Source organism: Brevundimonas sp. FV1ps31S, from assembly GCF_058681265.1.
Genome location: NZ_CM178735.1, coordinates 2,631,081 through 2,654,837, shown reverse-complemented (window position 1 = coordinate 2,654,837; position 23,757 = coordinate 2,631,081). Strand labels below are relative to the sequence as shown.

Genomic DNA, 23,757 nt, shown 5'->3' with positions numbered 1-23,757 from the left:
GTAAGGTCGGAAAAACAGAATGTCGCTTTCATTGGTCAAGCCGCAACACACTGAACTGAAGCCCCGCATCGTCGTGTTCGGCGTTGGCGGCGCCGGCGGCAACGCTGTGAACAACATGATCGACGCCGGCCTCGAAGGGGTCGAGTTCGTCGTGGCCAACACCGACGCGCAGCATCTGTCGTTCGCCAAGACCGACCGCCGCATCCAGCTGGGCGAGACAATTACTCAAGGTCTGGGCGCCGGCGCCCACCCCGAAGTCGGCATGAACGCCGCCGAGGAGTCGGCCGACGAGATTCATCAGCACCTGGAAGGTGCGCACATGGTGTTCATCACCTGCGGCATGGGCGGCGGCACCGGCACCGGCGCGGCGCCCGTCATCGCCAAATGCGCGCGGGATCGCGGCATCCTGACCGTCGGTGTGGTGACCAAGCCCTTCACCTTCGAAGGCCGTCACCGGATGCGCCTGGCCGACGCAGGCGTCGCCGAGCTGCAGCGCTATGTCGACACCCTGATCGTCATTCCGAACCAGAACCTGTTCCGTGTCGCCAACGAACGCACCACCTTCGCCGACGCCTTCGGCATGGCCGACCAGGTGCTGCACTCCGGCGTGCGCTCGATCACCGACCTGATGATCCTGCCGGGCCTGATCAACCTGGACTTCGCCGATGTGCGCGCCGTCATGTCCGAAATGGGCAAGGCGATGATGGGCACGGGCGAGGCCTCCGGTGATGACCGCGCCCTGATGGCCGCCCAGAACGCCATCGCCAACCCGCTGCTGGACGAAACCAGCCTGAAGGGCGCCAAGGCCGTGCTGGTGAACATCACCGGCGGTCTGGACATGACCCTGCTGGAAGTCGACGAGGCGGCCAACGCCATCTCGGCCGAAGTGGACGGCGACGCCAACATTATCTTCGGCGCGGCCTTCGATCCGTCGCTGGACGGCAAGATCCGCGTCTCGGTGGTCGCCACCGGCATGGACGAGAGCGGCGTTCAACGCGTCGAGCCCTCGGCCCCTGCCGCGACCGCCCCCCTGGCGGACCACGGCGCCCGTCGTTCGGCCGGCGGCCTGTACGGAACCCAGGCGTCGCGCACCGCGCCCGAGCCGGCCCGGGAAACCTATCGCGAGCCCACCCGCGCTGAACGCGCGCCCGAGCCCCGTTTCGAGGCCCGGCCTGAACCCCGCATCGAACCGGCGCCCGTCGTCCCGACCTTTCAGGCCCCTCCTGCCCCGGAGCCTCGGCCGGAGCCGGTGATCCGCGTCGCGGAACCCGCCCCCCGCGCCCTGGATCCGATCGTCGATCCCTGGGTCGAGGAATATGAGACGACCCGCAGCCCGTCGGCGCAGTCGCCCCGCGCACCGGAGCCGCAACCCGATCTGTACGCCGCCCGGTCGCCGGAACCGGCCGTCGAAGACTATGACGACCGTGATCACCGTCGCAGCGGCTGGAGCCTGTTCGGCCGGGGAAAGCGCGCACAGCCCCAGCCCGAGCCGACCTACAGCGCCCGTCCGACGTCGCAGATGCGGACCGCTGAACAGCCGCAGACCCAGCCGCAGCCGACCGCCGGCGAGGCTGACGACGATCTGGAGATTCCTTCTTTTCTCCGCCGGCTCGCAAACTGACCGACTGAAATTCTGAAGATCGCGCCCCGGAACCCAGGTTTCGGGGCGTTTTCTTTGGTGAGGGGCTCCAGACGCGCGAGTCCCGGAACGAAACAATCCGAAACCCGACTTTCATTTCGAGCTTGAGCCGGCCGCGCTAGATCGGCGGTGAGGCGCAATCCGCAAAGCAAGGCGGAGCGCACAGGTTGAAGCGAGATTGAGTTTGTCGGTCAGAAACGACCATCACGAGCGCACCATCGTCGCGCCGGCGATCATCGCCGGTGTCGGGGTGCACACCGGCCGCCGGGTGCGGCTGGCGGTTCGTCCTGCGCCTGCGGGCACGGGCATCGTTTTCGTGCGCACGGATGTCACCGATCGCGACAATCGTATCCCCGTCTCGGGCGAGGCCGTCGTGGACGCCCGCCTGAACACCATGATCGAGAACGGCACCGGCGTGCGTCTGTCGACCATCGAGCATCTGATGGCGGCCTTCTGTGCGCTGGGCGTTTCGAACGCGGTGGTCGAGGTGGACGGACCGGAGCTGCCGATCCTGGACGGGTCTGCGCTGGAGTTCGTGAATCTGCTGGACCGCGCCGGCTTTAGGCCTCAGGCCACGCCGCAACGCTATATCGAGATCCTCGAGACGGTTCATGTCACCGACGGCGACAAACACGCGGCCCTGCTGCCTTGCGATCGCTACGAAATGCGGTTCGAGATCGACTTCCCTTCGGCGGTCATCGGCAACCAGGTGATCGACTTCATCGTCGACGAGCCGACCTTCCGCGAAGAAATCATGGCTTGCCGCACCTTCGGCTTCGCCCACGAGGTCGAGGCCCTGCGTCAAGCCGGCCTGGCCCGCGGCGGCTCGCTGGAGAACGCCGTGGTCATCGACGGCGACGAGATCCTGAACCCCGGCGGCCTGCGGATGGAACGCGAGTTCGTGCGTCACAAGGCGCTGGACGCCATCGGCGATCTTTACGTCCTGGGCGCGCCCCTGCTGGGTCGATACGAAGGCTACAAGGCCGGCCATGCCGTGAACAACAAGCTGGTCCGCGCGCTTCTGGCCGCGCCCCATGCCTGGCGTGAAGTGACCCGCGTGCCGGAGATGGCGCAGGCGGGGTGACAAGCGCGCCTTCGCCCCCCTCCCCCTGCGGGGGAGGGGGGCGAAGGCGCAGCCGAAGCCGGGTGGGACGGGCAGGGCGCCGGTCCGCTGATTTATCTTTTTGGAAGAAAGCGCGTCCCTGCCGGGCCGCCCCCACCCCGTCGCTGCGCGACGCCCTCCCCGGACGGGGAGGGAGAATTACCGTGCGGGCGCCTAAACCCCGATGACGCTGATCAATCGGCCGAAATCCGGCTCGCCCTGCTGGAACGCGCGGCGGTTGGAGTAGAAGCGCGCCGCGTCGGTGCAGGTGTCGTGGCCGGTCCAGACGGCCTGGCCTACGCCGGCCTGTTGCAGGCGCCACAGGACGAAGCCGGGCAGGTCGAACCGGCGTTTGTCGTCGCTTTCGCCCGGATGGAAGAAGCGTTCGCTGCCGGGGTCGTGGTGGGCGAAACGGTCCTGGAAATCGACGCCGACCTCATAGCTGGCGGGGGCGATACAGGGGCCGACGACGGCGCGGATATGACGGGGATCTGCGCCCAGGGCCTGCATGGCTGCGACGGCGGAATGGACTACTCCTCCCAAAGCGCCCTTCCAGCCGGCGTGGACCGCGGCGACGATGCGGGTCTCGGGATCTGCCATCAGAATGGGCGCGCAGTCGGCGGTCAGGACCGAACAGAGCAGGCCGGGCTCAACGGTGACGACGGCGTCGCCCTCGGGCCGGTCGCCCTGCCAGGGGCCGTCGGCGACGCGGGCGACGGCGGAATGGATCTGATAGCAGCCGTTCAGATGGTCGGAGTCGGCGCCGAAATGGGCGGCGACGCGACGGCGGTTCTCGGCCACGGCGGCCGGATCGTCCTTGGAGCCGACGCCGGCGTTCAGGCCTTCATAGAGGCCGGTCGAGACGCCGCCAGCGCGGGTGAAGAAGCCGTGGTCGAAGCCGGCGGCGGTCAGCAGCGGATGGGTGATGGGGGCTAGGTCGCTCACAGGTCCCACCCCGGCACGATCAGGGCGCGGGGGGAAAAGATCGCGGCGGCCTTGAACAAGCTTCCCATCTGGTCCTCGGCGGTCAGGCGGTGCAGTTGGCGGTCGATCACGGGGGCGGCGTCGGGCCGTCCCGCCTTCAACCGTTCAGCGCGGGCTTCGATCCCCAGCCGTCTCAGGAACTCGCCCTGGGCCAGGCAGCCGGTGACGTCGGCGCCGGCGCGGACGGCGGCTTCCAGCACGCGCGGGAAGTCGGCCCACTGGGTCAGGTCGGCCTCGCCGGGGCTTTGCAGCGGATCGACCTTCTGGTGGCGGCGCAGGGCCTGGAGGGTGTCGCCGGCCTCGGGCCGGGCGCGGCCGTAGTCGATCAACAGGGCGGCGCCCGAGGCGGCCTTCATCAGCCCGGCCAGGTCGCGGCCGAAGATCGCCTGCTGTTCCGAAATCTCGAACACCTCGCCTGGCTCCATTTCGAAGCCGGGCTTTTCGAACCCGCCCGAAATCGCGGTCAGGCCGAAGATCAGGTCATTGTCATCGGTGACGCCGATGCGGCGTTCGGCCCAGCCGCCGTCGGTGCGGACGAACTGGCGCGCGGGCAGGCAGTCCAGCACCTCGTTGGCGATCAGGATGACCGGGGCGTCGGTCTCGATCCGGGTCAGGTCGCGCACCCAGCGGGGCGACAGATCGGCGCCCGCCAGGGCCTTGGCCTGGAGTTCGCGCAGGGGCGGGCTGGGCTCGATCAGCACCATATCGCAGGCTTCGAGGAAGCCGGGAACCAGGCGGGCCGCACGCAGGGCGTCGCTCATCAGGGTCCCGTCGCCGGGGCCGACCTCGACCAGACGGAACCGCTCGGGCGCGCCCAGCCGGTTCCAGGTCTCGACCGCCCACAGGCCGATCAGTTCGCCGAACATCTGGCTGACCAGGGGCGCGGTGATGAAGTCGCCGCCTTCGCCTAACGCCGGCCGGGACGCGTAGTAGCCGCCCTTGGGATCATGCAGGCAGCGGGTCACATAGTCGGCGACCGTCATCGGCCCCGTCAGGGCGATCTCGCGCGCCAGACGGGTCTTCAGGCTGTCGACCGAAGTCATGCGGAGACGGGCGGCCGGTTCCAGGCGCGCCAGATCAGCCAGCCGCCGACCAGGATCATCGGTATGGACAGCATCATCCCCATGGTCAGGCCCATGGGGAAGTCGGGCATGCCGAAGTCGGGCTTACGCACATTCTCCAGCGCGGCGCGGCAGACGCCGTAGCCGACCAGGAACAGGCCGGTGATGTAGCCCGGCTTCTTCAGCAGATCGAACTTCCAGATGCCCAGCGACAGGATGGACAGCAGCACGATCCCCTCCAAGCCAGCCTCATAGAGCTGGCTGGGGTGGCGGGGCGCGTCGCCTGCGGGGCAGAAGCCGTACATCTGCTGAATGCGATCATTGCAGAAGCGGACGGCCCATGGGACGGTCGTCTCGCGACCCCACAGCTCGCCGTTGATGAAATTGGCCAGGCGGCCGAACATCAGGCCGATGGGCACGACCGGCGCGACGACGTCGCCGAGACGCAGCATGTCGATCTTCTGGCTGCGGGCATAGAGCACGATGGCCAGGCAGACGCCCAGGAACCCGCCGTGGAAGCTCATGCCGCCGGTCCAGAGCTGGAACAGCTCGAACCGCTCGCCCAGGGTCTGGCCGGTGAACAACTGGGCGTACATGATCGGCTTGTAGAAGAGGGCGTAGCCGAGGCGGCCGCCCAGGATGATGCCGAGCACGATCCACAGCACCAGATCGTCCAGCTGCGTGGTGTTGATCGGCGGCTTGCCCGGCGTCCACAGGCGTTCGGTCTTCACCAGGCGTGCGGCGTACCACCAGCCCAGAACGATGCCGGCGACATAGGCCAGGGCGTACCAGCGGATCGGAAGCGGTCCGAGATGGATCAGGACCGGATCGAATTCGGGAAAGGGCAAGGGGCGTTCCTGTGCTGGCCTGTCTCAAAGGGCGGTTTAGCAAGCGCCGCCGCCGCCGTCGCCTGTGAAGACGCATCACGACGCCTTGATGGCGCCCCCGAAGCAGCAGAAAGAAAGGTTTCGTTCACCATGATTGGTGATCCTGTCTTAACGACGTTTGAGTCGGAGCCTTCGATGCAGACCCGCAATCCCATTCTGGACGAGTTCGCCAAGCTGACGACGGGCGCCATGGGCCTGGCCCAGGCCGCCGGCGAAGAGGCCAAGACCGCCTGGCGCGCCCAGGCCGACCGGATCGCCGCCGAGATGGATCTGGTGCGCCGCGATGAGTTCGATGTGCTGAAGGACGAGATCGCCGCCCTGCGGGCCGAGATCGCCGAACTGAAGGCGGCGAAGAAGCCGGCGGGCAAGGCGTCGAGCAAGCCAGCGGCGGGAACGTCCACAGATGGAACTCAACCCGGGGACGCAGCCGGTTGAGCCGAATCCGCGAACAGGCTTACCACTCTGTTAACGGCCGCGATTCTCGCGGACGCAGCGCGAATCGAGAGACTTGATGGACATCGCCCGGCCCGAGGAAATGGACACGCCCTTCGACCCGCTTGAGGTCGTCGAGCATGTTCTCACGGCCGAGAACCTGCCGTTCGACCGCACTGACGACGGCGATCTCGCCTTTGCGCTGGCGGGGGACTGGAAGGATTACGAGCTGTGGTTCGCCTGGCGTCCGGAAGGGGATTGTCTGCAACTGTGCTGCGCCCTGGACCTCAAGGTGGCCAAGAGCCGCAAGACAGCCGCTCACGAACTGGTCGGCCTGATCAACCAGCGCACCTGGATGGGCCATTTCGAAGTCTGGGCCGAGGACGGGGAAGTCGTCTTCCGCCATTCGCTGGCCCTGCCGATGGGCGAACGGCCGACCCTGGCCCAGGCGGCGTCGATGATCGACGCGGCCATCGAGGCGGCGGATCGCTATTATCCCGCCTTCGACTTCATGGTGCGCGGCAACAAGAAGCCGCAGGAGGCGATCGACGCCTGCCTGTTCGAGACGGTCGGCAACGCCTGATGTCGGCCCTAGGTCGAGTGGCCGGCCCCGTCGTCCTGGTCGGCTGCGGCCGACTGGGCTCGGCCATTCTGGAAGGCTGGCTACTGACGCAGACCGTCGCGGCCGCCGATCTGATCATTCTCAGTCCTTCGGAGAAGCCCGCGTCGGAAGCGGCGAGAGCCCATGGCGCGCGCATCAATCCGCCGCTGGAGGCCTTGGTCGAGGCGAGCGTGATCGTGCTGGCGGTCAAGCCGGCCATGTGGCGCGAGGTGATGACGCCGCTGCTGCCCTTTCTCGGCGACGGCGCCGTGATCCTGTCGGTCATGGCCGGCGTCACGGCCACGACCCTTGCGGAAGACATCGGCGGCTGGCCCATCGTGCGGGTGATGCCGACGACTGGCGTGTCGCGCGGACGCGGCGTGGCCTCGGTCTGGTCGGCGGGCGATCGGGCGCGGGCGCTGGGTCAGGCCCTGTTCGAGCCGATGGCCGAGACGGTGGTGCTGGCGGACGAGGCCCTGATGGACGCGGCGACGGCGGTGGCCGGATCGGGCGCCGCCTATTTCTACGCCTTCACCGAGGCCTTGGCGCGCGCCGGTGAGGCGGCCGGGCTGGATGCCGGCACGGCCGACATCCTGGCCCGTGCGACCCTGCGGTCGGCGGCGGATTCCATGGGGGATGACCCGCTTGAGGCGCTGATAGGCCGGATCGCCTCACCCGGCGGCTCGACGCGCGCCGGGCTGGACGCCCTGGCGAAAGACGGCCGTCTGGGGGTCATGCTGGACGAAACGGTTGCGGCGGCCGTGCGGCGAAATCGCGAGATGGGCTGAGGACTATTTCCTTCTCCCTTGGGAGAAGGTGGCCCGCAGGGCCGGATGAGGGACCGGCGGTGGGCCAACTCGCACCACCGTGCCCCTCACCCTTTCGCGCAAGACCGATCGCTACGCTCTCGGGCGCTCAAGCCCTCTCCCGGTGGGAGAGGGACCCTAGTAGCGGCCTTGCTCGATCCGGTCGCCGAAGCGTTCGAAGGCCCGGTCGGCGTCACGCCAGACGCTGTAGCCCCAGACATCGCGAATGTTCGGCGAGAAGTACGAGAACTCGACCGGCCGGGATTGGCCGTCGGCGGTGACGATCTCGCCCTTGATCGCAGCGCCGCCGATGGAGACGCTGCGGATCGGGTCGAGGCCCGGCGTCTGGCGAATCTGTTCGAAGGTCGGCCGGTTCGGTTTCAGATCGACTAGGACCAGATTGGCGGTTGCGCCGGGATAGCGTTCCGACAAAGCCTTGGCGACCTCGGCCTGAAGGCCGGCGATCTGTTCGTTGACCTCGCGGTCGCCCAGCTTTTCGATCTCGCGCTGAAGCTGGGGGCCGACCGTGACGTTGACGGTGGGGTTCTGCGCCTGGGCCATGGCCGCGACGGCGAGGGTCGCGGCCAGGGGGGCGAAGAAGGCGAATTTACGCATCGTATTTGTCTCCATGCCCTGTCGGAAATGAAGATGCCCCTTATGGCGCCGTTTCGCTAGAGGGGGCGACGATTGAGACCTGTCCGGGCACGCGAATGACTGCCTTCAGTCCGCCCATGTCGCTGCGGTCCAGGGTGACGTCGCCCCCGTGACCGCGCGCCACGTCACGGGCGATGGCCAGACCGAGGCCGACCCCCTTGCGGTTTTGATTGCGGGACTCGTCCAGCCGCGAAAAGGGTCGGAAGGCTTCGTCGTACATCTCTTCGGGAATGCCGGGGCCGTCGTCTTCTACGGTAATCTCAAGTCCGCCCGACGCCAGGGAGCGGGCCGACAGGCGCACCTGCTCGCCGTGGGCGGCGGCGTTGCCGGCCAGGTTCACCAGGGCGCGTTTGAAGGCAAGGGGACGAAGGGAGGCGGTAAGGCCGTCGGCGACCTTCAGTTCAACCTCGGCCCCGGCGCGTTTCGCATCCTCGCCGGCCGCCGCCAGCAGGTCTGGGATTGATATAGGCTGGGGCGGTTCTCCGGCCTCGCCGCGAGCGAAGTCCAGATATTCGTCGATCATATGCTCCATCTCGTCCAGGTCGCCGCGCATGGCGGTCTGACGCTTGAACGGCGGGGCCAGGGCCAGTTCCAGCCTGAGCCGGGTCAGGGGGGTGCGCAGGTCGTGGCTGACCGAGGCCAGGAGGGCGGTGCGCTGGTCGATGTGGCGCTGGATACGGTCGCGCATGGCCAGGAAGGCGACGGCGGCGGCCCGCACCTCGCGCGCGCCATGCGGCTTGAACCGGGGCACGGTCTCGCCCCGTCCGAAGGCCTCGGCGGCGTCGGCCAGACGTTCGATGGCGCGGACCTGATTGCGGATGAACAGGATGGCCACCGACATCAGCAGCACCGTGGCGATGGTCAGCCACAGGACGAAGATATGGGCCTGGGTCGCCACGGCGCGCTCGCGCGGGGCGATGATGCGCAGCACGCCCTGCGGCTCCTGCACCTGGATGTCGACATAGGCGGGGTAACGGGTGGTGTCGAACCAGTAGGGGCGGTCCAGACGCGCCGCCAGGGCCTTGTCCAGCACCCGGTCGACGACGCCGATGGGGCCGCGTCTCTGTTCGGTGGGCAGGCTGCGGCCTTCCTGCAGGGCGATGGACAGGGACATGGAGCGTTCGGCGCGATCGGCCAGCCGGTCCAGATTTCGCGGACTGGGATCATCCTCATAGCTTTCGACAGCCCAGGCGATGTCGCCGGCCAGGCCCTCGGACAGGCGCGCGGTCACCGTCTGCCAGTGGGCGTCAAAAAAGATCCAGGTGACGACCACCTGCATGACAAGCACGGGAAGTACGATGATCAGCAGCGACCGGCCCCACAGCGAGGTCGGCAGGCGCCGCTTCAGGAAGCGCGGCCACAGGGGGGCGGGCAGCAGCCGCATGGCGTCCTTACCGGCCTCAGTCGGGTGCGAGCATATAGCCGACGCCGCGCACGGTCTGGAGATAGCGCGGGTTCTTGGGGTCGGCTTCCAGCTTGCGGCGCAGGCGGGTGACCTGAACGTCGACGGCGCGGCCGGTGATGTCCGCGGTGTCCGGCGACAGGCTCATCCGCTCGACCGGAGCGTGGGCATGCAGGGCCAGGGTCTTCAGCAACTGGGCCTCGGCCTCGGTCAGGCGCTGGGGCGCGCCGTCACGGATCAGCTCCAGCCGCTCCATGTCGAACACGGCCGTTCCCAGCTTGATCTCGCGCGGACCGATGGGCTTGCCGCCGGTGCGGCGCAGGATGGCCTCAATCCGCAGCACCAGTTCGCGCGGTTCGAACGGCTTGGACATATAGTCGTCGGCGCCGCGCGACAGACCTTCAATCCGGTCCTCGGGATCGCCGCGCGCGGTCAGCAGCAGGACCGGGGTCTTGGAGGTTTCGGCCTTGGCGCGAACCCAGGAGGTCAGGTCCAGGCCGCTTTCGCCCGGCATCATGACGTCCAGCACGACCAGGTCGAACTCGATCAGCTCCATCATCCGCTTGGCGGCGGCGGCGTGGGCGGCGCCGGTGACGCGATAGCCTTCGCGCGCCAGATATTCCTTCAGCAGTTCACGGATCCGGTCGTCGTCGTCGACGATCAGCAGATGGCGCCCTACGCCGGGACCGGCGATGGGGCCCGAACGGCCGTGCGCGCGCGTTTCGGCCAGGCTCATGCGACATTCCCGGCGATCAGGGCGTTGACCTGAGCGATTCGGGCGGCTCTAACACCGACAGTTCTGCGGGAGACGTGTTTCAATGGCCTTGGTTCCTTTCGACGATCGTGATGGTTGGATCTGGATGGACGGCGAATTCGTGCCCTGGCGGGAAACGAAGACGCACATTCTGACCCATGCCCTCCACTACGGCTCGTCGGTCTTCGAAGGTGAGCGTATGTACGGCGGCGAAATCTTCAAGCTGACGCCGCATTCGGAGCGCCTGAAGCGGTCCGCGAACCTGCTCGATTTCGAGATACCCTACAGCGTCGCTGAAATCGACGCCATCTGTAACGAAACCTGCGCCAAGAACGGTCTGACCGACTGTTATGTGCGTCCGGTCGCCTATCTGGGCCCGGAACAGACCAGCGTCTCGGCTCTGAACAACAAGGTTCACCTGGCGGTCGCCGTCTGGGACTGGCCCAGCTATTTCGACCCCGAGGTCAAGGCGCGCGGCCTGAAGCTGGAATGGTCCAAGTGGCGTCGCCCCGATCCGGCGACCGCGCCGACGACCGCCAAGGCGGCCGGCCTGTACATGATCTGCACCATGTCCAAGAACACGGCCGAGCGGAACGGCTATGCCGACGCCTTGATGCTGGACTGGCGCGGCTATGTGGCCGAGGCCACGGGCGCCAACGTCTTCTTCGTCAAGGACGGCGTGCTTCACACGCCCAAGGTCGAGCACATCCTGGACGGCATCACTCGCCAGACGGTGATCGAGATCGCCAAGGCCAAGGGGATCGAGGTCGTGGTTCGCGACATCATGCCGGAAGAACTGTCGGACTTCTCGGAGTGCTTCCTGACCGGCACGGCCGTCGAGGTGACGCCGGTGGCCGAGGTCGGCGATTATCGTTTCACGCCGGGCGCCCTGTCGCTGGACCTGATGGAGACCTACGGCCGGTTGGTGCGCCGCCAAGCCTAAGGCGGCGTCACCAACGCAGGGCGAAGCGGCCGACGGCGGCGCCGATCAGGCCGGCGGTCGCGATCCCCAGCGTATACCAGGTGGCGACGAAGGCGGCGGTCGCCTCGCCACAGTGCAGCAGACCATAGGCGGTGGCGGCGAGGCCGCCCGTCGCCAGACCCAGCGCCAGACCGGCCGTTGTCGGCCGTGTCTGCGCCAGCCGCCGCGCCGACAGGAAGACCATGGGCGCGGCGAAGGCCGAGACCAGCACGATGTTGCGGCCGCAGATGGTCCAGGTTCCGCCCAGCCAGCCGGCCAGCCGCTGCTCCGGCGGGGTCAGGCTCATCTCAATCACGCCCCACAGCACCGCTGCCGCCACGACGGCGATGAGGGCGAAGGCTGCCGGGCGCGGATCGACGCCGGGTCGTCCTAGCCGTGTCGCCAGCCAGATCCCGCTTCCCGCCAGGGCGGCGGTATAGAGCCCCTTCAGCCACGGGATCGGCCCCTGCAGCGCCTGGCCCAGATCCGATCGGACGCCCAACAGCAAGGCCACGGCCGCCACTGCCGTCAAGGCGGCGGCGGCGAGAAGCACGGCGCTGGGCCGTGCGGGCTTGGCCGGCTCAAGTCCGGCGGCCAGGGCGTCGATCAGGTCTTCAGTCTTCATTTGGGGACACGCTGGCGACCAGCGTCTTCATGGAGCGGTGGACGCTGACCTTGGCCGCGCCCTCGGTAAAGCCGTTGCGCTGAGCCGCTTCGGCCAGGCTGAACCCGCCGACGCGCACATCCTCGATAAGGCGGCGCTGGCGCAGCGGCAGGATGGACAGGACCTTCTTCAGGTCGCGGCGAACGACGCCGTCCTCGACCGTATGTTCGGCCAGCAGCACCGACGCCTCCTCCAGCGGCACGTCGGGGCGGCGGCCCAGACGGCGGAAATGATCGATCAGCTTGTAGCGCGCGATCGCATAGGCCCAGGCCGTGAACGGTAGCGACCTGTCATAGGTCGCGCGCTTGGCGTGAATGGCGATCAGGCAGTCCTGCACGAGATCCTCCGCATCGGCTTCGCAGCCGATCAGGCGACGTTTGAAAAAGGGGGTCAGGGCGCCGCGCATCTCGGACAGCAGGGCGCGCCAGGCCACGGGGTCGCCGTCGAGACCCCGTAACATCAGACGTTTGAGCTCGGCTTCTCTGTCGACCACGCAGCATCCCATTCGCGCCGGACGCCGCGAAGGTTACACGCCCGGCGGCGGACGACGACGAAATATTTCTCGTAACCTTCGCCGCGCCGGGACCGAAACCTCTGCTGTCAGGCCGCTCCGCCCCGGACGGCTGTCACACAGGAAACGATCCCATGAACATTTCCACCAAGATCCTGGTCGGCGCCGGCGCCCTGCTGGCCCTCGGCGCCAACGCGGCCGCCGCGCAAAACCACCCCACCGCGCAGCAGGAAGCCGCCATGGAGAAATGCTACGGCGTGGCCAAGGCCGGCAAGAACGACTGCGCCGCCGGCCCCGGCACCACCTGCGCCGGCACCTCGGTGCGCGACTACCAGGGCAATGCCTGGAAACTGGTAGCCAAGGGCACCTGCACCTCGATCCAGACGCCCAAGGGCAATGGTTCGCTGACCCCGATCGCGAACCGCTGATGCCCCCGCTTCCGACCGCCGGACTGGGCCTGAAGCCCCAGCATTATTCGGAGGCTGCGGCCTGTCCGGCGGCCGGAGCCCAGCGCGGCCTGTGGTTCGAGGTTCATCCCGAGAACTACATGGTCGCGGGCGGACCGCGTCTGTCGTGGCTGGAGACGGTGCGCGCCGCGCGCCCGTTGTCTCTGCACGGGGTGGGCCTGTCCCTGGCCGGCGACGAGCGCCCGGACCGCGAACATCTGGCCCGGTTCCGCGCCCTGATCGACCGGTTCGAGCCCTTTGTGGTGTCCGAGCATCTGGCCTGGTCGCGACGCGGCGGCGTCTACCATCCCGACCTTCTGCCCGTCCCGCGCAGCCACGAGATGCTGAACCTGGTGTGCGACCACGTCGACGAGGCGCAACAGGCCCTGGGGCGGCGGCTGCTGATCGAAAACCCGTCCGCCTATCTGGCCCTGGCCGGACATGAGTGGGACGAGGTCGAGTTTCTGGTCGAGATCGCCCGGCGGACCGGGTGCGGCCTTCTGATCGACGTCAATAACGTCCATGTCAGCGCTTCGAACATGGGCTTCTCCGCCGAGGCCTGGCTGGACGCCGTGCCCGGCGAACTGGTGGGCGAAATCCATCTCGCGGGCCATCGCCCCGATCCGGTCTGGGGCGAGGCCCTGCTGATCGACAGTCACGACGCCCCCGTGTCCGAGACCGTCTGGACGCTCTATGACCGTCTGATCGCGCGCATCGGCCCTCGGCCGACCCTGGTCGAGCGCGACGGCGATGTCCCCGAATTCCCGGTCCTATTGGCCGAACAGGCGCGCGCCGCTGCGGCGCTGACCGCCGTGGAGGCGGTGGCGTGACCAGGTTTCACGCCGCTTTCGACAGGGCGTTGACCGGCGACCTGGACGCCCTGTGGCCGCACCTGGAGCCGGGCGACCGGACGCTGGGGGCGCTGGCCGTCTATCGCAACACGACGATCAAGGGGCGGATGGACGCCCTGGAAGCCAACTATCCCACCGTGTTGCAGATGGTCGGCGAGGACTGGTTCCGCGCCGCCGCCGTCGCCTTCGTCGCAGAACAGCCGGGCGACACGCCGGTGCTGGTCGATTACGGCGCAGGCTTCCCCGATTGGCTGGCTCGTTTCGAGCCGGCGCGGGACATGGCCTATCTGGCGGCCTGCGCCCGGCTGGACCGGGCCTGGACCCAAGCCCATCTGGCCGAAGACGCGCCGTCGTTCGAGCCGCGCGAGGCCGCCGCGCTCGGCCCCGCCCTGGCGGGCGTGACGGCCAACCTGCACCCATCGGTTCAGTTGTTCTGGTTCGAGTGGACCGCGCCGTCCCTATGGCTGGCGCATCGCTATCCTTCCCCGGCCGCGCCGCTGGCGTGGCGAGCCGAGGCGGAAGGCCTGTTGGTGCACCGGCCTGGCTCCGAGGTGCAGGCGCGGCGGTTGAGCCGCGCGGAATGGGTCTTCCTGGACGCCAGCCGCCTCAACCGGCCGTTCGGCGTTGCTGCGGCTGTGGCCCAGGCGGCGGCGCCCGGTCTGGATTTGTCCGCCCTCTTCGCCGGCCTCATCGCGCTCGGCGTCTTCACCTCACCCTCAATCTCGAAAGACTGATCATGAACCGTATCGCGAATATTCACCGACGCATCACCGCCGCCGTGCCCGAGGCCGCCTTGGCCCTGCTGCTGCGCGTCGGGATCGCCACGCCCTTCTTCCTGTCGGGGCGGACCAAGGTCGAGGGGCTGCTGACGATCACCCCCTCGACACGCTATCTGTTCGCCGAGGAATACCGCGTGCCCCTGCTGCCCGCTGACCTGGCGGCGCATCTGGCGACCTATTCCGAGCATCTGTTGCCGATCCTGCTGGTGCTGGGTCTGGCGACCCGGCCGGCGGCGGCGGGCCTGCTGTTCATGACCCTGGTGATCCAGCTCTTCGTCGAGCCGGGCGGCTGGCCCGTGCACCTGCTTTGGGCCGGGCCGCTGGCCTATCTGATCGCCCGCGGACCGGGTGCGCTCAGTCTGGACCGTGTGCTGAAGATCGACTGATACGCGCGCGCCCCTTGTCAGCCGCGTCACTTTGTCCTTGAAGCGGATGAAGCCGGCGCGGGCCGGGCAGGGGATCGCCTTTTCATGTTCAGTCTTCTGAACCTCCAGAGCCTGTTCGGCCTGGTCGTCATCATCGCCCTGTGCTGGGCCATCTCCGAGAACCGGCGCGATTTCCCGTGGAAACTGGCCATCGGCGCCGTGGCGGTTCAGGCGGGGCTGGTGCTGGCCCTGTTCGCCATTCCGGGGTCGCGTTCGGTGCTGGCGGCGGTGACGGGCGCCATCGACGGCCTGGCGGTCGCGACGGCTGAGGGCACGCGTTTCGTCTTCGGCTATCTGGCCGGGGGGGATCAGCCCTATGCGGTTCAGAACGAGGGGGCGCTGTTCACCTTCGCCTTCAACGTCCTGCCGCTGATCATGGTCATCTCGGCCCTGTCGGCCCTGTTGTGGCACTGGAAGATCCTGAAGTGGCTGATCCGTGGGTTCGGCGTGCTGTTCCAGCGCACCATGGGCCTGGGCGGCGCCTCGGCCCTGGCGGTGGCGGCCAACATCTTCCTGGGCACGATCGAGAGCCCCATTGTCATCAAGGCCTATCTGGACAAGCTGAGCCGGTCCGAAATCTTCCTGATGATGACCGTGGGCCTGGCGACGGTCGCCGGTTCGACCATGGTCGCCTACGCCAGTATCCTGTCCCAGAGCCTGCCCAACGCCGCAGGCCACGTCCTGGTCGCCTCCATCGTCTCGGCCCCGGCCGGGGTGCTGCTGGCGCGGATCATCGTGCCCGAGCCGGACAAGGAAGCCATCCAGTCGATCAGCTATGACTCGGCGCTGAAGTACGACAGCAGTATCGACGCCATCTCCAAGGGCACCTCGGACGGCCTGATGGTGGTGCTGAACATCTCGGCTGTGCTGATCGTCTTCGTGGCCCTGGTGGCCCTGGTCAACATCATGCTGGGCGGCTTCGTCGTCTTCGGCGAGCCGCTGACGGTCGAACGGATCCTGGGCGTGCTGTTCACCCCCCTGGCCTGGCTGATCGGCGTCGAGACGCGCGAGGCGGGGCTGGGCGGCTGGCTGCTGGGCGTCAAACTGACCCTGACCGAGTTCGTGGCCTTCATCGAACTGGGCAAGCTGCCCCCCGAGGCGATGAGCGAGCGGACGCGGATGCTGATGACCTACGCCCTGTGCGGCTTCGCCAATATCGGATCGGTGGGCATCACCGTGACCGGATTGTCCGTGCTGATGCCGGAACGGCGTCACGAGGTTCTGGGCCTGATCTGGAAGGCTCTGTTCGCCGGCTTCATGGCCACCCTGATGAGCGCCGCCATCGTCGGCGCCTTGCCAGCGGCGGTGTTCGGGCAGTAGCGTTTCCCAAAACAACGGAGACGCCCCATGAAACTCTACACCTCGCACCGCGCCCCCAATCCGCGCCGTGTCCGCTGGGTCATGGCCGAGAAGGGGGTCGAGGATGTCGAACTGATCGAGATCGACATCCTGACCGGCGATCACAAGAAGCCGGAATATCGGAACAAGGTCGGCGTGCCCCACCTGCCGGCGCTGGAGCTGGACGACGGGACGACCATTTCGGAATCCGTCGCTATCGGCCGATACTTGGAGGCCCTGTATCCGGAGCCGAATCTGTTCGGCCGTGACGCGCGCGAACAGGCGGTGGTCGAGATGTGGACTCGCCGGTGCGAATTCTATCTGTCCAATCCGATCATGCTGAACGTGCGCCACTCCCACCCGGCTCTTGCCGCGTTGGAGGCGGTTCAGATCCCGCAGGTGGCGGACTACAACAAGCTGTCGGCCGAGCGGTTCATGAAGACCCTGGACCGGCATCTGGCCGAGCGTGAGTTCATCGCCCTGGACCGGTTCACTATCGCCGATATCGTCGCCGTGGTCGGTCTGGATTTCGCGCGGATGGTCCGCTATAGGCCTCCCGCCGAGTTCGAGAACCTCCACCGGTGGTTCGACGCCTGTCGGGCCCGTCCGGCGGCCAAGGCCGGGGTCTGAACGGCCTTGCGGTCGCTGACGCCGTCGGATCGCTGGTTGGCCCTGCTGCTGGCGGGGCTGGCCGGCTATGTCGACAGCCTCGGCTTTCTGCAGCTCGGCGGAGTCTTTGTCTCCTTCATGAGCGGCAACTCCACCCGGTTGGCCGCCAACCTCGCTGAGGGGCACTGGCCGGCGGCCGCACATCTGGCGGTCATATTGGCCCTGTTCGTGCTGGGTTCGTTTCTCGGCTCCCTGGTCGCGGGCGGAGAAGGGGCGCGGTCGCGCAGCCGGGTCTTGATGTTCGAGGGCCTGCTGCTGGCCTTGGCCGCTGCTCTTGCGGGCGCGGGGCTGACGCCCGCCGCCGTCGGCCTGATGGTCATGGCCATGGGCGCCGAGAACTCGGTCTTCCTGAGAAACGGGGAGGTCGGGGTCAGCCTGACCTATATGACCGGAACCCTGGTCAAGCTGGGGCAGGCCCTGGCGAGCGCTGTAAAGGGCGGAGACCGGCACGCCTACAAGGCCTATCTGACCCTGTGGGCGGGGCTGAGCGTCGGGGCGGTGCTGGGCGCCCTGACCTTCGGCCGTCTGGGACTGGCGGCCCTTTGGCCCGCCGCCGGTTTCGCCCTGCTGATGGCCCTGATCGTGCGGCTCAACCGCGCGGCGTGAACTTGCGGATCACGCCAGAGAAGGTCATCAGCAGCCGTTCGCCCGTATTGATCTGGCCGCGCACGAAGATCAGGCTCTTGCCCGCCTTGGTGACCTGGCCGGTCGCCTCGATCAGTTCGCCGACATAGGCGCCGTCGATGAAGGTGGAGTCCAGCTGGACCGTGACGCCCGAGGCGCCCTCCATCTCATGATAAGCGATCTGGAACATGGCGATGTCGGCGAAGGTCATCAGGCAGCCGCCGTGCATCCGCCCGCCGGCGTTCATGTGTTTCTGTTCGGCGCGGAAGGCGCAGCGCATGTGGCCGTCGGGGTCCAGCCGGCCGTAGAAGGGGCCGACCACGACGTCGAACGTGTCGTGGAGGTCGTAGGTCTGCCAGCCGGCGAATTCGCCCTCGGCGACGGTGATTTTCTTCGGCATGACGACTCGGCCTTACTTCTGGTCTCGCGGTGCAGCATATAGGCGCAATGAGCGATCCGATCGAAACCGCAATCCTGAACAAAATCGCCGCGCTTGAGCCCGGCAAGAGTATCGAGCCGGCGGAAGTGGCCAAAGAGCTACAGCCCGAGCAGTGGCAGCGCATGTTGCCCAAGGTGCGCGCCACGGCCCTGGGACTGATGCGCCAGGGCAAGCTGACCATCACCAAGAAGGGCAAGCCGGTCGATCCGGACAACTTCCGAGGGGTGACGCGTCTGCGCCAGCCGACGGAGGAAGAGACGGCCCTGGCCCTCAGCCGCCGTCCGCCGGTCGTCGAGGATGATGACGACTGATCTCGACTCAGTCCTGAGCGACATCCGCGCCTGTCGCGCCTGCGCAGGCGTGCTGCCGCATACGCCGCGCCCGGTGGTGCGGGTCTTTGCCGAGACGCGGCTGCTGATCTGCGGCCAGGCGCCGGGGCGGCGCGTGCACGAAAGCGGCCTGCCGTTCACCGATCCGTCGGGCGACCGGCTGCGCGACTGGATGGGCGTGGATTACGAGAGCTTCTACGCCGACCGTCGCATCGGGGTGGCGGCCCAGGCCTTCTGCTATCCGGGCACGGCGCCAAAAGGCGGCGACTATCCGCCGCCGCCGCGGTGCGCCGAGCTGTGGCGACCGCAGTTGCTGGACGCCCTGCCGCAGATGGAGCTGATCCTGCTGGTTGGCGGCTACGCCCAGGCCTGGGCTCTGGGCCGGCGCGCGAAGCCGAACATGACCGAGACGGTGCGGGCCTGGCGAGATTATGCGCCGGACCTTCTGCCGTTGCCGCATCCGTCCTGGCGCAATACGGCCTGGCTGAGGAAGAGCCCCTGGTTCGACCAAGAGGTGGTTCCCTATCTGCGGGAAAGGGTGCGGTCGATCTTGATGGCCCCCGCAAGGATGTGCGCATGAAAGCCGTCGTTTCCGTCATCGCGCTGGCTCTGACGATAGGCGTATCGGCCTGCGCCACGCCCCATATCCAGCCGCCGATGACGCCGCCGCCAGGGTTCGCCGGCGCTCACGTCGAGGATCGCGCCCTGGTCATGTCCGACGGCGCGCGTCTGCCCTATCTGCGTTGGGGGCCGGCCGATCAGGCGCCTTGGGCCGTGATTGTGGCCCTGCACGGCATGAACGATCACGACGCCAGCTTCCGTCTGGCGGGACCGTGGTGGGCCGAGCAGGGGATCGAGACCTGGGCCTATGACCAACGCGGCTTCGGCGCGGCGCCCGGGCGAGGCGTCTGGGCCGGGCGACAGCGGATGACCGACGATCTGCGCGAGGTCACGGCCCTGGCTCGCGCCCGCTATCCGGACGCCGTGATCGCCGTGGTGGGCGAGAGCATGGGCGGGTCGGTGGCGGCGGCGGCCTTCGGATCCGACGCTCCACCCGACGCCGATCGGTTGGTGCTCCTGGCTCCGGGCGTCTGGGGCTGGTCGACGCAGGGGCCGCTGAACAGCGCGGCGCTCAATATCGCCGCGCGCGCCCTTGGGGATGTGGCGCTGGAGCCGCCCGCCTTCATCACGCGCGACATCCACGCCTCCAGCAATACGCTGGAACTGATCCGCAACGGGCGCGATCCGATGAGCATTCTCGCCACCCGTTTCGACACTGTCTATGGGCTGGTCGATCTGATGGAGGCGTCGTCGCGGAGCCTGGGCCGAATCCAGGGCGATGCGATACTGATGTACGGCGCCCATGACGAGGTGGTGAAGAAGGGACCGATGCGGCGGGCCCTGGAACGGGCCGAAGCGGAGGGAGGCGCGCTGCGGACCGCCTGGTATCCGCAAGGCTGGCATCTGCTGAACCGCGATCTCGACGCCGAGATCGTCTATCGTGACGTCGTCTCGTGGTTGAAGAATCCGGGGGCGCCCTTGCCGTCGGGCGCGCCGCCGGTCCTGCCTCAGCTGGAGAAGGCGGTCAGCCCGTAAACCTCTCTTAACGCCACGTTTACCATCGACGCGGCATTTTCTGCCTAGCGGGGCGTCAGTGTCTCCCGCGAGTTTGGGGCGGAAACGCGTGGGCGGCTTTACGGCGGCGTTGCAGAAGTTCGGGATCGGTCGCCTGGCGGCGGTCCTCGGCGTCGCCGCAGGCGTGACCGCCGTACTGGTCGCCGTCATGCTGCGCGTGGGCCAGGCGCCGGATGCGCTGCTCTATTCCAACCTCGATCTGCGCGAAGCCGGCGAAATCACCACCGCCCTGCAGCAGGCGGGCATCAAATATACGTCCAAGGGCGACGGTTCGACCGTCATGGTCAATCGCGACGACGTCGGCACGGCGCGGATGCTGATCGCCGAAAAGGGTCTCGTGACCTCAGGGTCGGTCGGCTACGAGATCTTCGACAACCAGTCGGTCCTGGGCCAGACCGAGTTCCAGCAGCAGCTGAACGAGCAGCGCGCCCTGCAGGGCGAGTTGGCGCGCACCATCATGTCCATGCGAGGCATCACCGCCGCGCGTGTCCATATCACCATGCCGCGTCGCGAGATGTTCACCTCGGCCGCCGGCGATCCGACCGCTGCTGTCCTTGTCGGGCTGGGCGGTCGCGACCTGAGCCCCGACCAGGTGCGGGCGATCCGGAATCTGGTCGCCTCATCTGTGCCCAACCTGAAGCCGGACCGGGTCACAGTCGCCGATCAGAACAATCGCACGCTCGCGGCCGGCGGCGACAATGAGACCTTCAATTCCGCTTCCGCCGCCGAGGCCAAGGGCAATACCGAGGCTCAGCTGCAGGCCCGGATCAAGGATATTGTCGAGGGCGTAGTCGGCATAGGCTCCGCGCGGGTTCAGGTCACGGCCGACATCGACCAGAGCCGCTCGACGACCCAGGAGCAGAAGTTCGATCCCGACGGCCAGGTCGTTCGCTCGACCACCACAAACGGCTCGCAGTCGTCGGACACGACGGGGCAGAACGACGGCGGCGTGACCGCAGCCAACAACATCCCCGGCGGCGCGCCTCCGGCGAACACCCCGGCCGGCGCGACCAGCGCCGAGAACGCCGAAACCACCAATTACGAGATTTCGAACACCACGACCACGACCATCAAGGAGCCGGGCGAGGTCAAGAAGCTGGCGATCGCGGTCGCCGTGGACGGCAAGTGGACGCCCGCCGCCGACGGCAAGGGCGAGCCGACCTATGCGCCCCGAAGCGCCGAGGAGATCGCCCAGATCAAGTCCCTGGTGGCCGCCGCCGCCGGCATCGACGAGGCGCGGGGCGACAAGATCGAGGTCATCAATGTTCGCTTCAACCACGACACCGGCATAGCCGGAGGCCTCGAAGGCAAGTCTTCGCTGCTGGACTTCTCCAGGGCGGACGTCATGCGGCTGATCGAACTGGTCATCCTCGCGGTCGTCGCCCTGCTGCTGATATTCTTCGTTTTGCGCCCGCTGCTGAAGACGGCGGCGGGTGGGGGCTCCACGGCCCTGGCGGGGCCCGACGGTCTGCCTGTCGCGACGGTGACCACCACCGTGATTGGTCCGGACGGCCAGCCGCAGCTGGTTCAACTGCCGGCGCCGAACGAGATGGATCAGAAGATCGACATCGCCCGGATCGAGGGGCAGGTTAAGGCGTCATCGGTCAAGAAAGTCGCTGATTTCGTCGCCGCCCATCCCGATGAGGCGGCCGGCATCCTGCGCAGCTGGGTGGCGGAAGGCTGATGGCCAAGCTCGTCACTAAGAAACTGTCCATCGACGACCCCAACAAGCTGTCGGGGCCTGAAAAGGCGGCGGTCATCCTGCTGGCGTTGGGCGAGGAGCATACGGCGCTGTGGGAGCGTCTGGACGACGAGGAGATCAAGGAGATCTCCCAGGCCATGGCTACCCTCGGCAATGTGACCGCCGAGGCGGTCGAGGCCCTGATGATCGAGTTCGTCTCCGGTCTGGCCGGCTCCGGCTCCGTCATGGGCAGCTACGAGCAGACCCAGAGGCTGCTGGCCGCCTTCCTGCCCCAGGATCGCGTCGACGGTCTGATGGAGGAGATCCGCGGTCCGGCCGGCCGGACCATGTGGGACAAGCTCGGCAACGTGAACGAGGCGGTCCTCGCCAACTATCTGAAGAACGAATACCCCCAGACCGTCGCTGTCATTCTGTCCAAGGTGAAGTCCGATCACGCCGCCCGCGTGCTGACGGCTCTGCCGGAAGACTTCGCCCTGGAATGCGTGCAGCGGATGCTCCGGATGGAGCCCGTTCAGCGGGAAATCCTGGACAAGATCGAGGCGACGCTGCGCACCGAATTCATGTCGAACCTGGCGCGCACTTCCAAACGCGACAGTCACGAGATGATGGCCGATATCTTCAACAGTTTCGACCGCCAGACCGAGGCGCGCTTCATCGGCGCCCTGGAAGAGCGCAGCCGCGAATCCGCCGAGCGGATTCGTGCGCTGATGTTCGTCTTCGAAGATCTGGCGAAGCTGGATCCCGGCGGCGTCCAGACCCTGCTGCGCGCAGTGGACAAGGACTCCCTGGGGCTAGCCCTCAAGGGGGCGTCCGAACCCCTGCGCGAGATGTTCTTCTCCAACATGTCAGAACGCGCCTCAAAGATCATGCGCGAGGACATGGAATCCATGGGGCCTGTCCGCCTGAAGGACGTCGACGCGGCGCAGATGGCCATGGTGCAGGTCGCCAAGGATCTGGCGGCGCGCGGCGAGATCATGCTCGCCGGCCAGGGCAGCGACGACGAGTTGATTTACTGACATGAGCAAGCCCTTCGCCTTTGACACCGAATTCGACGCTGCCGGCGAGGTGGTGCGTCCGGGAAGCTGGAAGCCGGCCAAGCGCAGCTATCTGCCTGCCGAGGTGGACGCCCTGGTGGCCCATGCCCGGCTGGAAGCGCGTCAGCAGGCCCTGGCCGAGATCGAGAACATCCGCGCCATGGCCCTGACCAACATCGCCCAGGGAGTCGCCGCCGCCATTCCCTCGCTGCGCGGCGTGGCCCAGACCCATCGTGAACAGTCGGCCGATCTCGCCCTGGCGGCTGCTCGCGCCATCGGCGGAGCCGCCCTCAAGCACTTCCCTCAGGCGCCCTTGCGGGCCGCGCTGGAAATGCTGGCGCAGGAGATCGACGCCTCGCCCAGGCTGGTGGTGCGGACGGTCGGGCTGGATGACACGGTGCGGAGCCAGGTCGAGCAGGCTTGCGCCGACAGTGGTTTCACCGGCGTCGTGGCCTTCCGCGACGAACCGGGACTGGACCCGGCGGCCTTCCGGCTCGAATGGGCCGACGGACGCGTCGATCATGATCCGGCTGGCTCGGCACAGCGGGTGGCCGAAGCTCTGACCGCCGCCCTGGCCGCCGAGGCGGGGCACGCCGAACCTCCCATTTCCAACGACCGGAGTGATTTCTGATGGCCTCCGACGATCTTTCGCTCGAGGAGTTCCCTGACTCCACCGCCCTGGCCGTGGTCGATGATCATGGCGACAAGACCGCCGCCGACCTGGCGACGGTGTTCGAGGTGCCGGTGAACATCTCGGCCGTGCTGGGCAAGTCGCACATGTCGGTGGCCCAGCTGCTGAAACTGAACAAGGGGTCGGTGCTGGAGCTGGACCGCAAGGTCGGCGAGGCCATCGACATCTTCGTCAACAACCGTCTGATCGCGCGCGGCGAGGTCGTCGTCGTCGACGACCGGCTGGGCGTGACCATGACGGAAATCATCAAGACCGAGGACTCGGGGAGCTGAAGCGACGCCGCGCAGTCTCTGCGCGGTGTGACGATGGCGACCCGGATGAAAGTTTAGAGGAGAAG

General features: G+C 67.5%; 29 protein-coding genes. 20 read left to right on the top strand and 9 right to left on the bottom strand.

What is annotated here, in order from left to right:
• Window positions 1-19 precede the first annotated feature (19 nt).
• Window positions 20-1,621 carry a cell division protein FtsZ gene (gene ftsZ / locus ACVPT3_RS12715; RefSeq protein ID WP_492041239.1) on the top strand — a complete coding sequence of 534 codons (1,602 nt, stop codon included), beginning with the start codon at window positions 20-22 and terminating at the stop codon, window positions 1,619-1,621.
• 202 nt (window positions 1,622-1,823) lie between these two features.
• Window positions 1,824-2,723, top strand: a complete 900-nt coding sequence (gene lpxC, locus ACVPT3_RS12710) for a UDP-3-O-acyl-N-acetylglucosamine deacetylase (protein WP_492041238.1) — start codon at window positions 1,824-1,826, stop codon at window positions 2,721-2,723.
• Between the two features lie 192 nt (window positions 2,724-2,915).
• Here the strand turns inward: lpxC and pgeF are convergent, their stop codons facing one another.
• The 3 genes from pgeF to lgt are packed head-to-tail and all read right to left on the bottom strand — an operon-like array spanning window position 2,916 to window position 5,634.
• On the bottom strand, window positions 2,916-3,686 hold the full coding sequence (pgeF, locus tag ACVPT3_RS12705) for a peptidoglycan editing factor PgeF (RefSeq protein ID WP_492041237.1): 771 nt from the start codon (window positions 3,684-3,686) through the stop codon (window positions 2,916-2,918).
• A complete protein-coding gene (locus tag ACVPT3_RS12700) occupies window positions 3,683-4,768 on the bottom strand; it encodes a class I SAM-dependent methyltransferase (protein ID WP_492041236.1) in 1,086 nt (361 codons plus the stop codon). Before ACVPT3_RS12700 ends, pgeF begins: the two co-directional genes overlap by 4 nt.
• Complete coding sequence (gene lgt / locus ACVPT3_RS12695; protein ID WP_492041235.1) at window positions 4,765-5,634, bottom strand: prolipoprotein diacylglyceryl transferase; 870 nt, start codon at window positions 5,632-5,634, stop codon at window positions 4,765-4,767. Before lgt ends, ACVPT3_RS12700 begins: the two co-directional genes overlap by 4 nt.
• A 174-nt stretch (window positions 5,635-5,808) precedes the next feature.
• Between lgt and ACVPT3_RS12690 the strand changes: the two genes are divergently transcribed.
• The 3 genes from ACVPT3_RS12690 to ACVPT3_RS12680 all read left to right on the top strand — a co-directional run bounded on the left by ACVPT3_RS12690 (window position 5,809) and on the right by ACVPT3_RS12680 (window position 7,494).
• Entirely contained in the window at window positions 5,809-6,108 is a 300-nt protein-coding gene (locus ACVPT3_RS12690; protein ID WP_492041234.1) for an accessory factor UbiK family protein, read from the top strand.
• Window positions 6,109-6,184: 76 nt separating this feature from the next.
• Window positions 6,185-6,688 (top strand): type III secretion system chaperone family protein, encoded by a 504-nt coding sequence (locus ACVPT3_RS12685; protein WP_492041233.1) that lies wholly within the window; start codon window positions 6,185-6,187, stop codon window positions 6,686-6,688.
• Window positions 6,688-7,494 (top strand): pyrroline-5-carboxylate reductase family protein, encoded by an 807-nt coding sequence (locus tag ACVPT3_RS12680; protein ID WP_492041232.1) that lies wholly within the window; start codon window positions 6,688-6,690, stop codon window positions 7,492-7,494. Before ACVPT3_RS12685 ends, ACVPT3_RS12680 begins: the two co-directional genes overlap by 1 nt.
• A 156-nt stretch (window positions 7,495-7,650) precedes the next feature.
• Here the strand turns inward: ACVPT3_RS12680 and ACVPT3_RS12675 are convergent, their stop codons facing one another.
• Genes ACVPT3_RS12675 through ACVPT3_RS12665 form a run of 3 tightly spaced genes read right to left on the bottom strand, consistent with a single transcriptional unit; the run spans window position 7,651 to window position 10,304 of the window.
• A complete protein-coding gene (locus tag ACVPT3_RS12675) occupies window positions 7,651-8,127 on the bottom strand; it encodes a hypothetical protein (protein WP_492041231.1) in 477 nt (158 codons plus the stop codon).
• A gap of 40 nt (window positions 8,128-8,167) precedes the next feature.
• Window positions 8,168-9,550, bottom strand: coding sequence for a sensor histidine kinase (locus ACVPT3_RS12670; RefSeq protein WP_492041230.1), 1,383 nt, complete (start codon window positions 9,548-9,550; stop codon window positions 8,168-8,170).
• Between the two features lie 16 nt (window positions 9,551-9,566).
• Window positions 9,567-10,304 (bottom strand): response regulator, encoded by a 738-nt coding sequence (locus ACVPT3_RS12665; protein ID WP_304935615.1) that lies wholly within the window; start codon window positions 10,302-10,304, stop codon window positions 9,567-9,569.
• Window positions 10,305-10,386: 82 nt separating this feature from the next.
• Here ACVPT3_RS12665 and ACVPT3_RS12660 point away from each other — a divergent pair, with 82 nt between their 5' ends.
• Window positions 10,387-11,265, top strand: coding sequence for a branched-chain amino acid aminotransferase (locus ACVPT3_RS12660; RefSeq protein ID WP_492041229.1), 879 nt, complete (start codon window positions 10,387-10,389; stop codon window positions 11,263-11,265).
• A gap of 7 nt (window positions 11,266-11,272) precedes the next feature.
• Here ACVPT3_RS12660 and ACVPT3_RS12655 read toward each other — a convergent pair whose 3' ends face one another.
• Window positions 11,273-11,908 (bottom strand): NrsF family protein, encoded by a 636-nt coding sequence (locus ACVPT3_RS12655; protein ID WP_492041228.1) that lies wholly within the window; start codon window positions 11,906-11,908, stop codon window positions 11,273-11,275.
• Window positions 11,898-12,407 (bottom strand): sigma-70 family RNA polymerase sigma factor, encoded by a 510-nt coding sequence (locus tag ACVPT3_RS12650; RefSeq protein WP_492041227.1) that lies wholly within the window; start codon window positions 12,405-12,407, stop codon window positions 11,898-11,900. The genes ACVPT3_RS12655 and ACVPT3_RS12650 overlap by 11 nt, the downstream gene beginning before the upstream one ends.
• A gap of 185 nt (window positions 12,408-12,592) precedes the next feature.
• Here ACVPT3_RS12650 and ACVPT3_RS12645 point away from each other — a divergent pair, with 185 nt between their 5' ends.
• The 7 genes from ACVPT3_RS12645 to ACVPT3_RS12615 all read left to right on the top strand — a co-directional run bounded on the left by ACVPT3_RS12645 (window position 12,593) and on the right by ACVPT3_RS12615 (window position 17,572).
• Entirely contained in the window at window positions 12,593-12,886 is a 294-nt protein-coding gene (locus ACVPT3_RS12645; RefSeq protein ID WP_492041226.1) for a BufA1 family periplasmic bufferin-type metallophore, read from the top strand.
• A complete protein-coding gene (gene bufB, locus ACVPT3_RS12640) occupies window positions 12,886-13,734 on the top strand; it encodes an MNIO family bufferin maturase (protein ID WP_492041225.1) in 849 nt (282 codons plus the stop codon). The genes ACVPT3_RS12645 and bufB overlap by 1 nt, the downstream gene beginning before the upstream one ends.
• Entirely contained in the window at window positions 13,731-14,489 is a 759-nt protein-coding gene (locus ACVPT3_RS12635) for an HvfC/BufC family peptide modification chaperone (RefSeq protein WP_492041224.1), read from the top strand. The genes bufB and ACVPT3_RS12635 overlap by 4 nt, the downstream gene beginning before the upstream one ends.
• Window positions 14,490-14,491: 2 nt before the next feature.
• Window positions 14,492-14,920, top strand: a complete 429-nt coding sequence (locus ACVPT3_RS12630; RefSeq protein WP_492041223.1) for a DoxX family protein — start codon at window positions 14,492-14,494, stop codon at window positions 14,918-14,920.
• 84 nt (window positions 14,921-15,004) lie between these two features.
• Window positions 15,005-16,279 (top strand): NupC/NupG family nucleoside CNT transporter, encoded by a 1,275-nt coding sequence (locus ACVPT3_RS12625; RefSeq protein ID WP_492041222.1) that lies wholly within the window; start codon window positions 15,005-15,007, stop codon window positions 16,277-16,279.
• A 27-nt stretch (window positions 16,280-16,306) separates the two neighbouring features.
• Entirely contained in the window at window positions 16,307-16,927 is a 621-nt protein-coding gene (locus ACVPT3_RS12620) for a glutathione S-transferase family protein (RefSeq protein WP_492041221.1), read from the top strand.
• Window positions 16,928-16,933: 6 nt separating this feature from the next.
• Window positions 16,934-17,572, top strand: coding sequence for a YoaK family protein (locus ACVPT3_RS12615; protein ID WP_492041220.1), 639 nt, complete (start codon window positions 16,934-16,936; stop codon window positions 17,570-17,572).
• Here the strand turns inward: ACVPT3_RS12615 and ACVPT3_RS12610 are convergent.
• On the bottom strand, window positions 17,556-17,990 hold the full coding sequence (locus tag ACVPT3_RS12610; protein WP_492041219.1) for a PaaI family thioesterase: 435 nt from the start codon (window positions 17,988-17,990) through the stop codon (window positions 17,556-17,558). The genes ACVPT3_RS12615 and ACVPT3_RS12610 overlap by 17 nt on opposite strands.
• Before the next feature lie 47 nt (window positions 17,991-18,037).
• Between ACVPT3_RS12610 and ACVPT3_RS12605 the strand changes: the two genes are divergently transcribed.
• The 7 genes from ACVPT3_RS12605 (at window position 18,038) to fliN (ending at window position 23,692) form a co-directional block, all read left to right on the top strand.
• Complete coding sequence (locus tag ACVPT3_RS12605; RefSeq protein ID WP_492041218.1) at window positions 18,038-18,340, top strand: DUF3253 domain-containing protein; 303 nt, start codon at window positions 18,038-18,040, stop codon at window positions 18,338-18,340.
• A complete protein-coding gene (locus tag ACVPT3_RS12600) occupies window positions 18,330-18,938 on the top strand; it encodes a uracil-DNA glycosylase family protein (protein WP_492043826.1) in 609 nt (202 codons plus the stop codon). The genes ACVPT3_RS12605 and ACVPT3_RS12600 overlap by 11 nt, the downstream gene beginning before the upstream one ends.
• Window positions 18,935-19,954: an alpha/beta fold hydrolase gene (locus tag ACVPT3_RS12595; RefSeq protein WP_492041217.1), complete on the top strand. Its 1,020-nt coding sequence runs from the start codon at window positions 18,935-18,937 to the stop codon at window positions 19,952-19,954. Before ACVPT3_RS12600 ends, ACVPT3_RS12595 begins: the two co-directional genes overlap by 4 nt.
• A gap of 88 nt (window positions 19,955-20,042) precedes the next feature.
• Window positions 20,043-21,677, top strand: coding sequence for a flagellar basal-body MS-ring/collar protein FliF (fliF, locus tag ACVPT3_RS12590; RefSeq protein ID WP_492043825.1), 1,635 nt, complete (start codon window positions 20,043-20,045; stop codon window positions 21,675-21,677).
• Complete coding sequence (fliG, locus tag ACVPT3_RS12585) at window positions 21,677-22,711, top strand: flagellar motor switch protein FliG (RefSeq protein WP_492041216.1); 1,035 nt, start codon at window positions 21,677-21,679, stop codon at window positions 22,709-22,711. Before fliF ends, fliG begins: the two co-directional genes overlap by 1 nt.
• A 1-nt stretch (window position 22,712) precedes the next feature.
• Entirely contained in the window at window positions 22,713-23,360 is a 648-nt protein-coding gene (locus ACVPT3_RS12580) for a FliH/SctL family protein (RefSeq protein WP_492041215.1), read from the top strand.
• Window positions 23,360-23,692 (top strand): flagellar motor switch protein FliN, encoded by a 333-nt coding sequence (fliN, locus tag ACVPT3_RS12575; RefSeq protein WP_271164295.1) that lies wholly within the window; start codon window positions 23,360-23,362, stop codon window positions 23,690-23,692. The genes ACVPT3_RS12580 and fliN overlap by 1 nt, the downstream gene beginning before the upstream one ends.
• Window positions 23,693-23,757 lie beyond the last annotated feature (65 nt).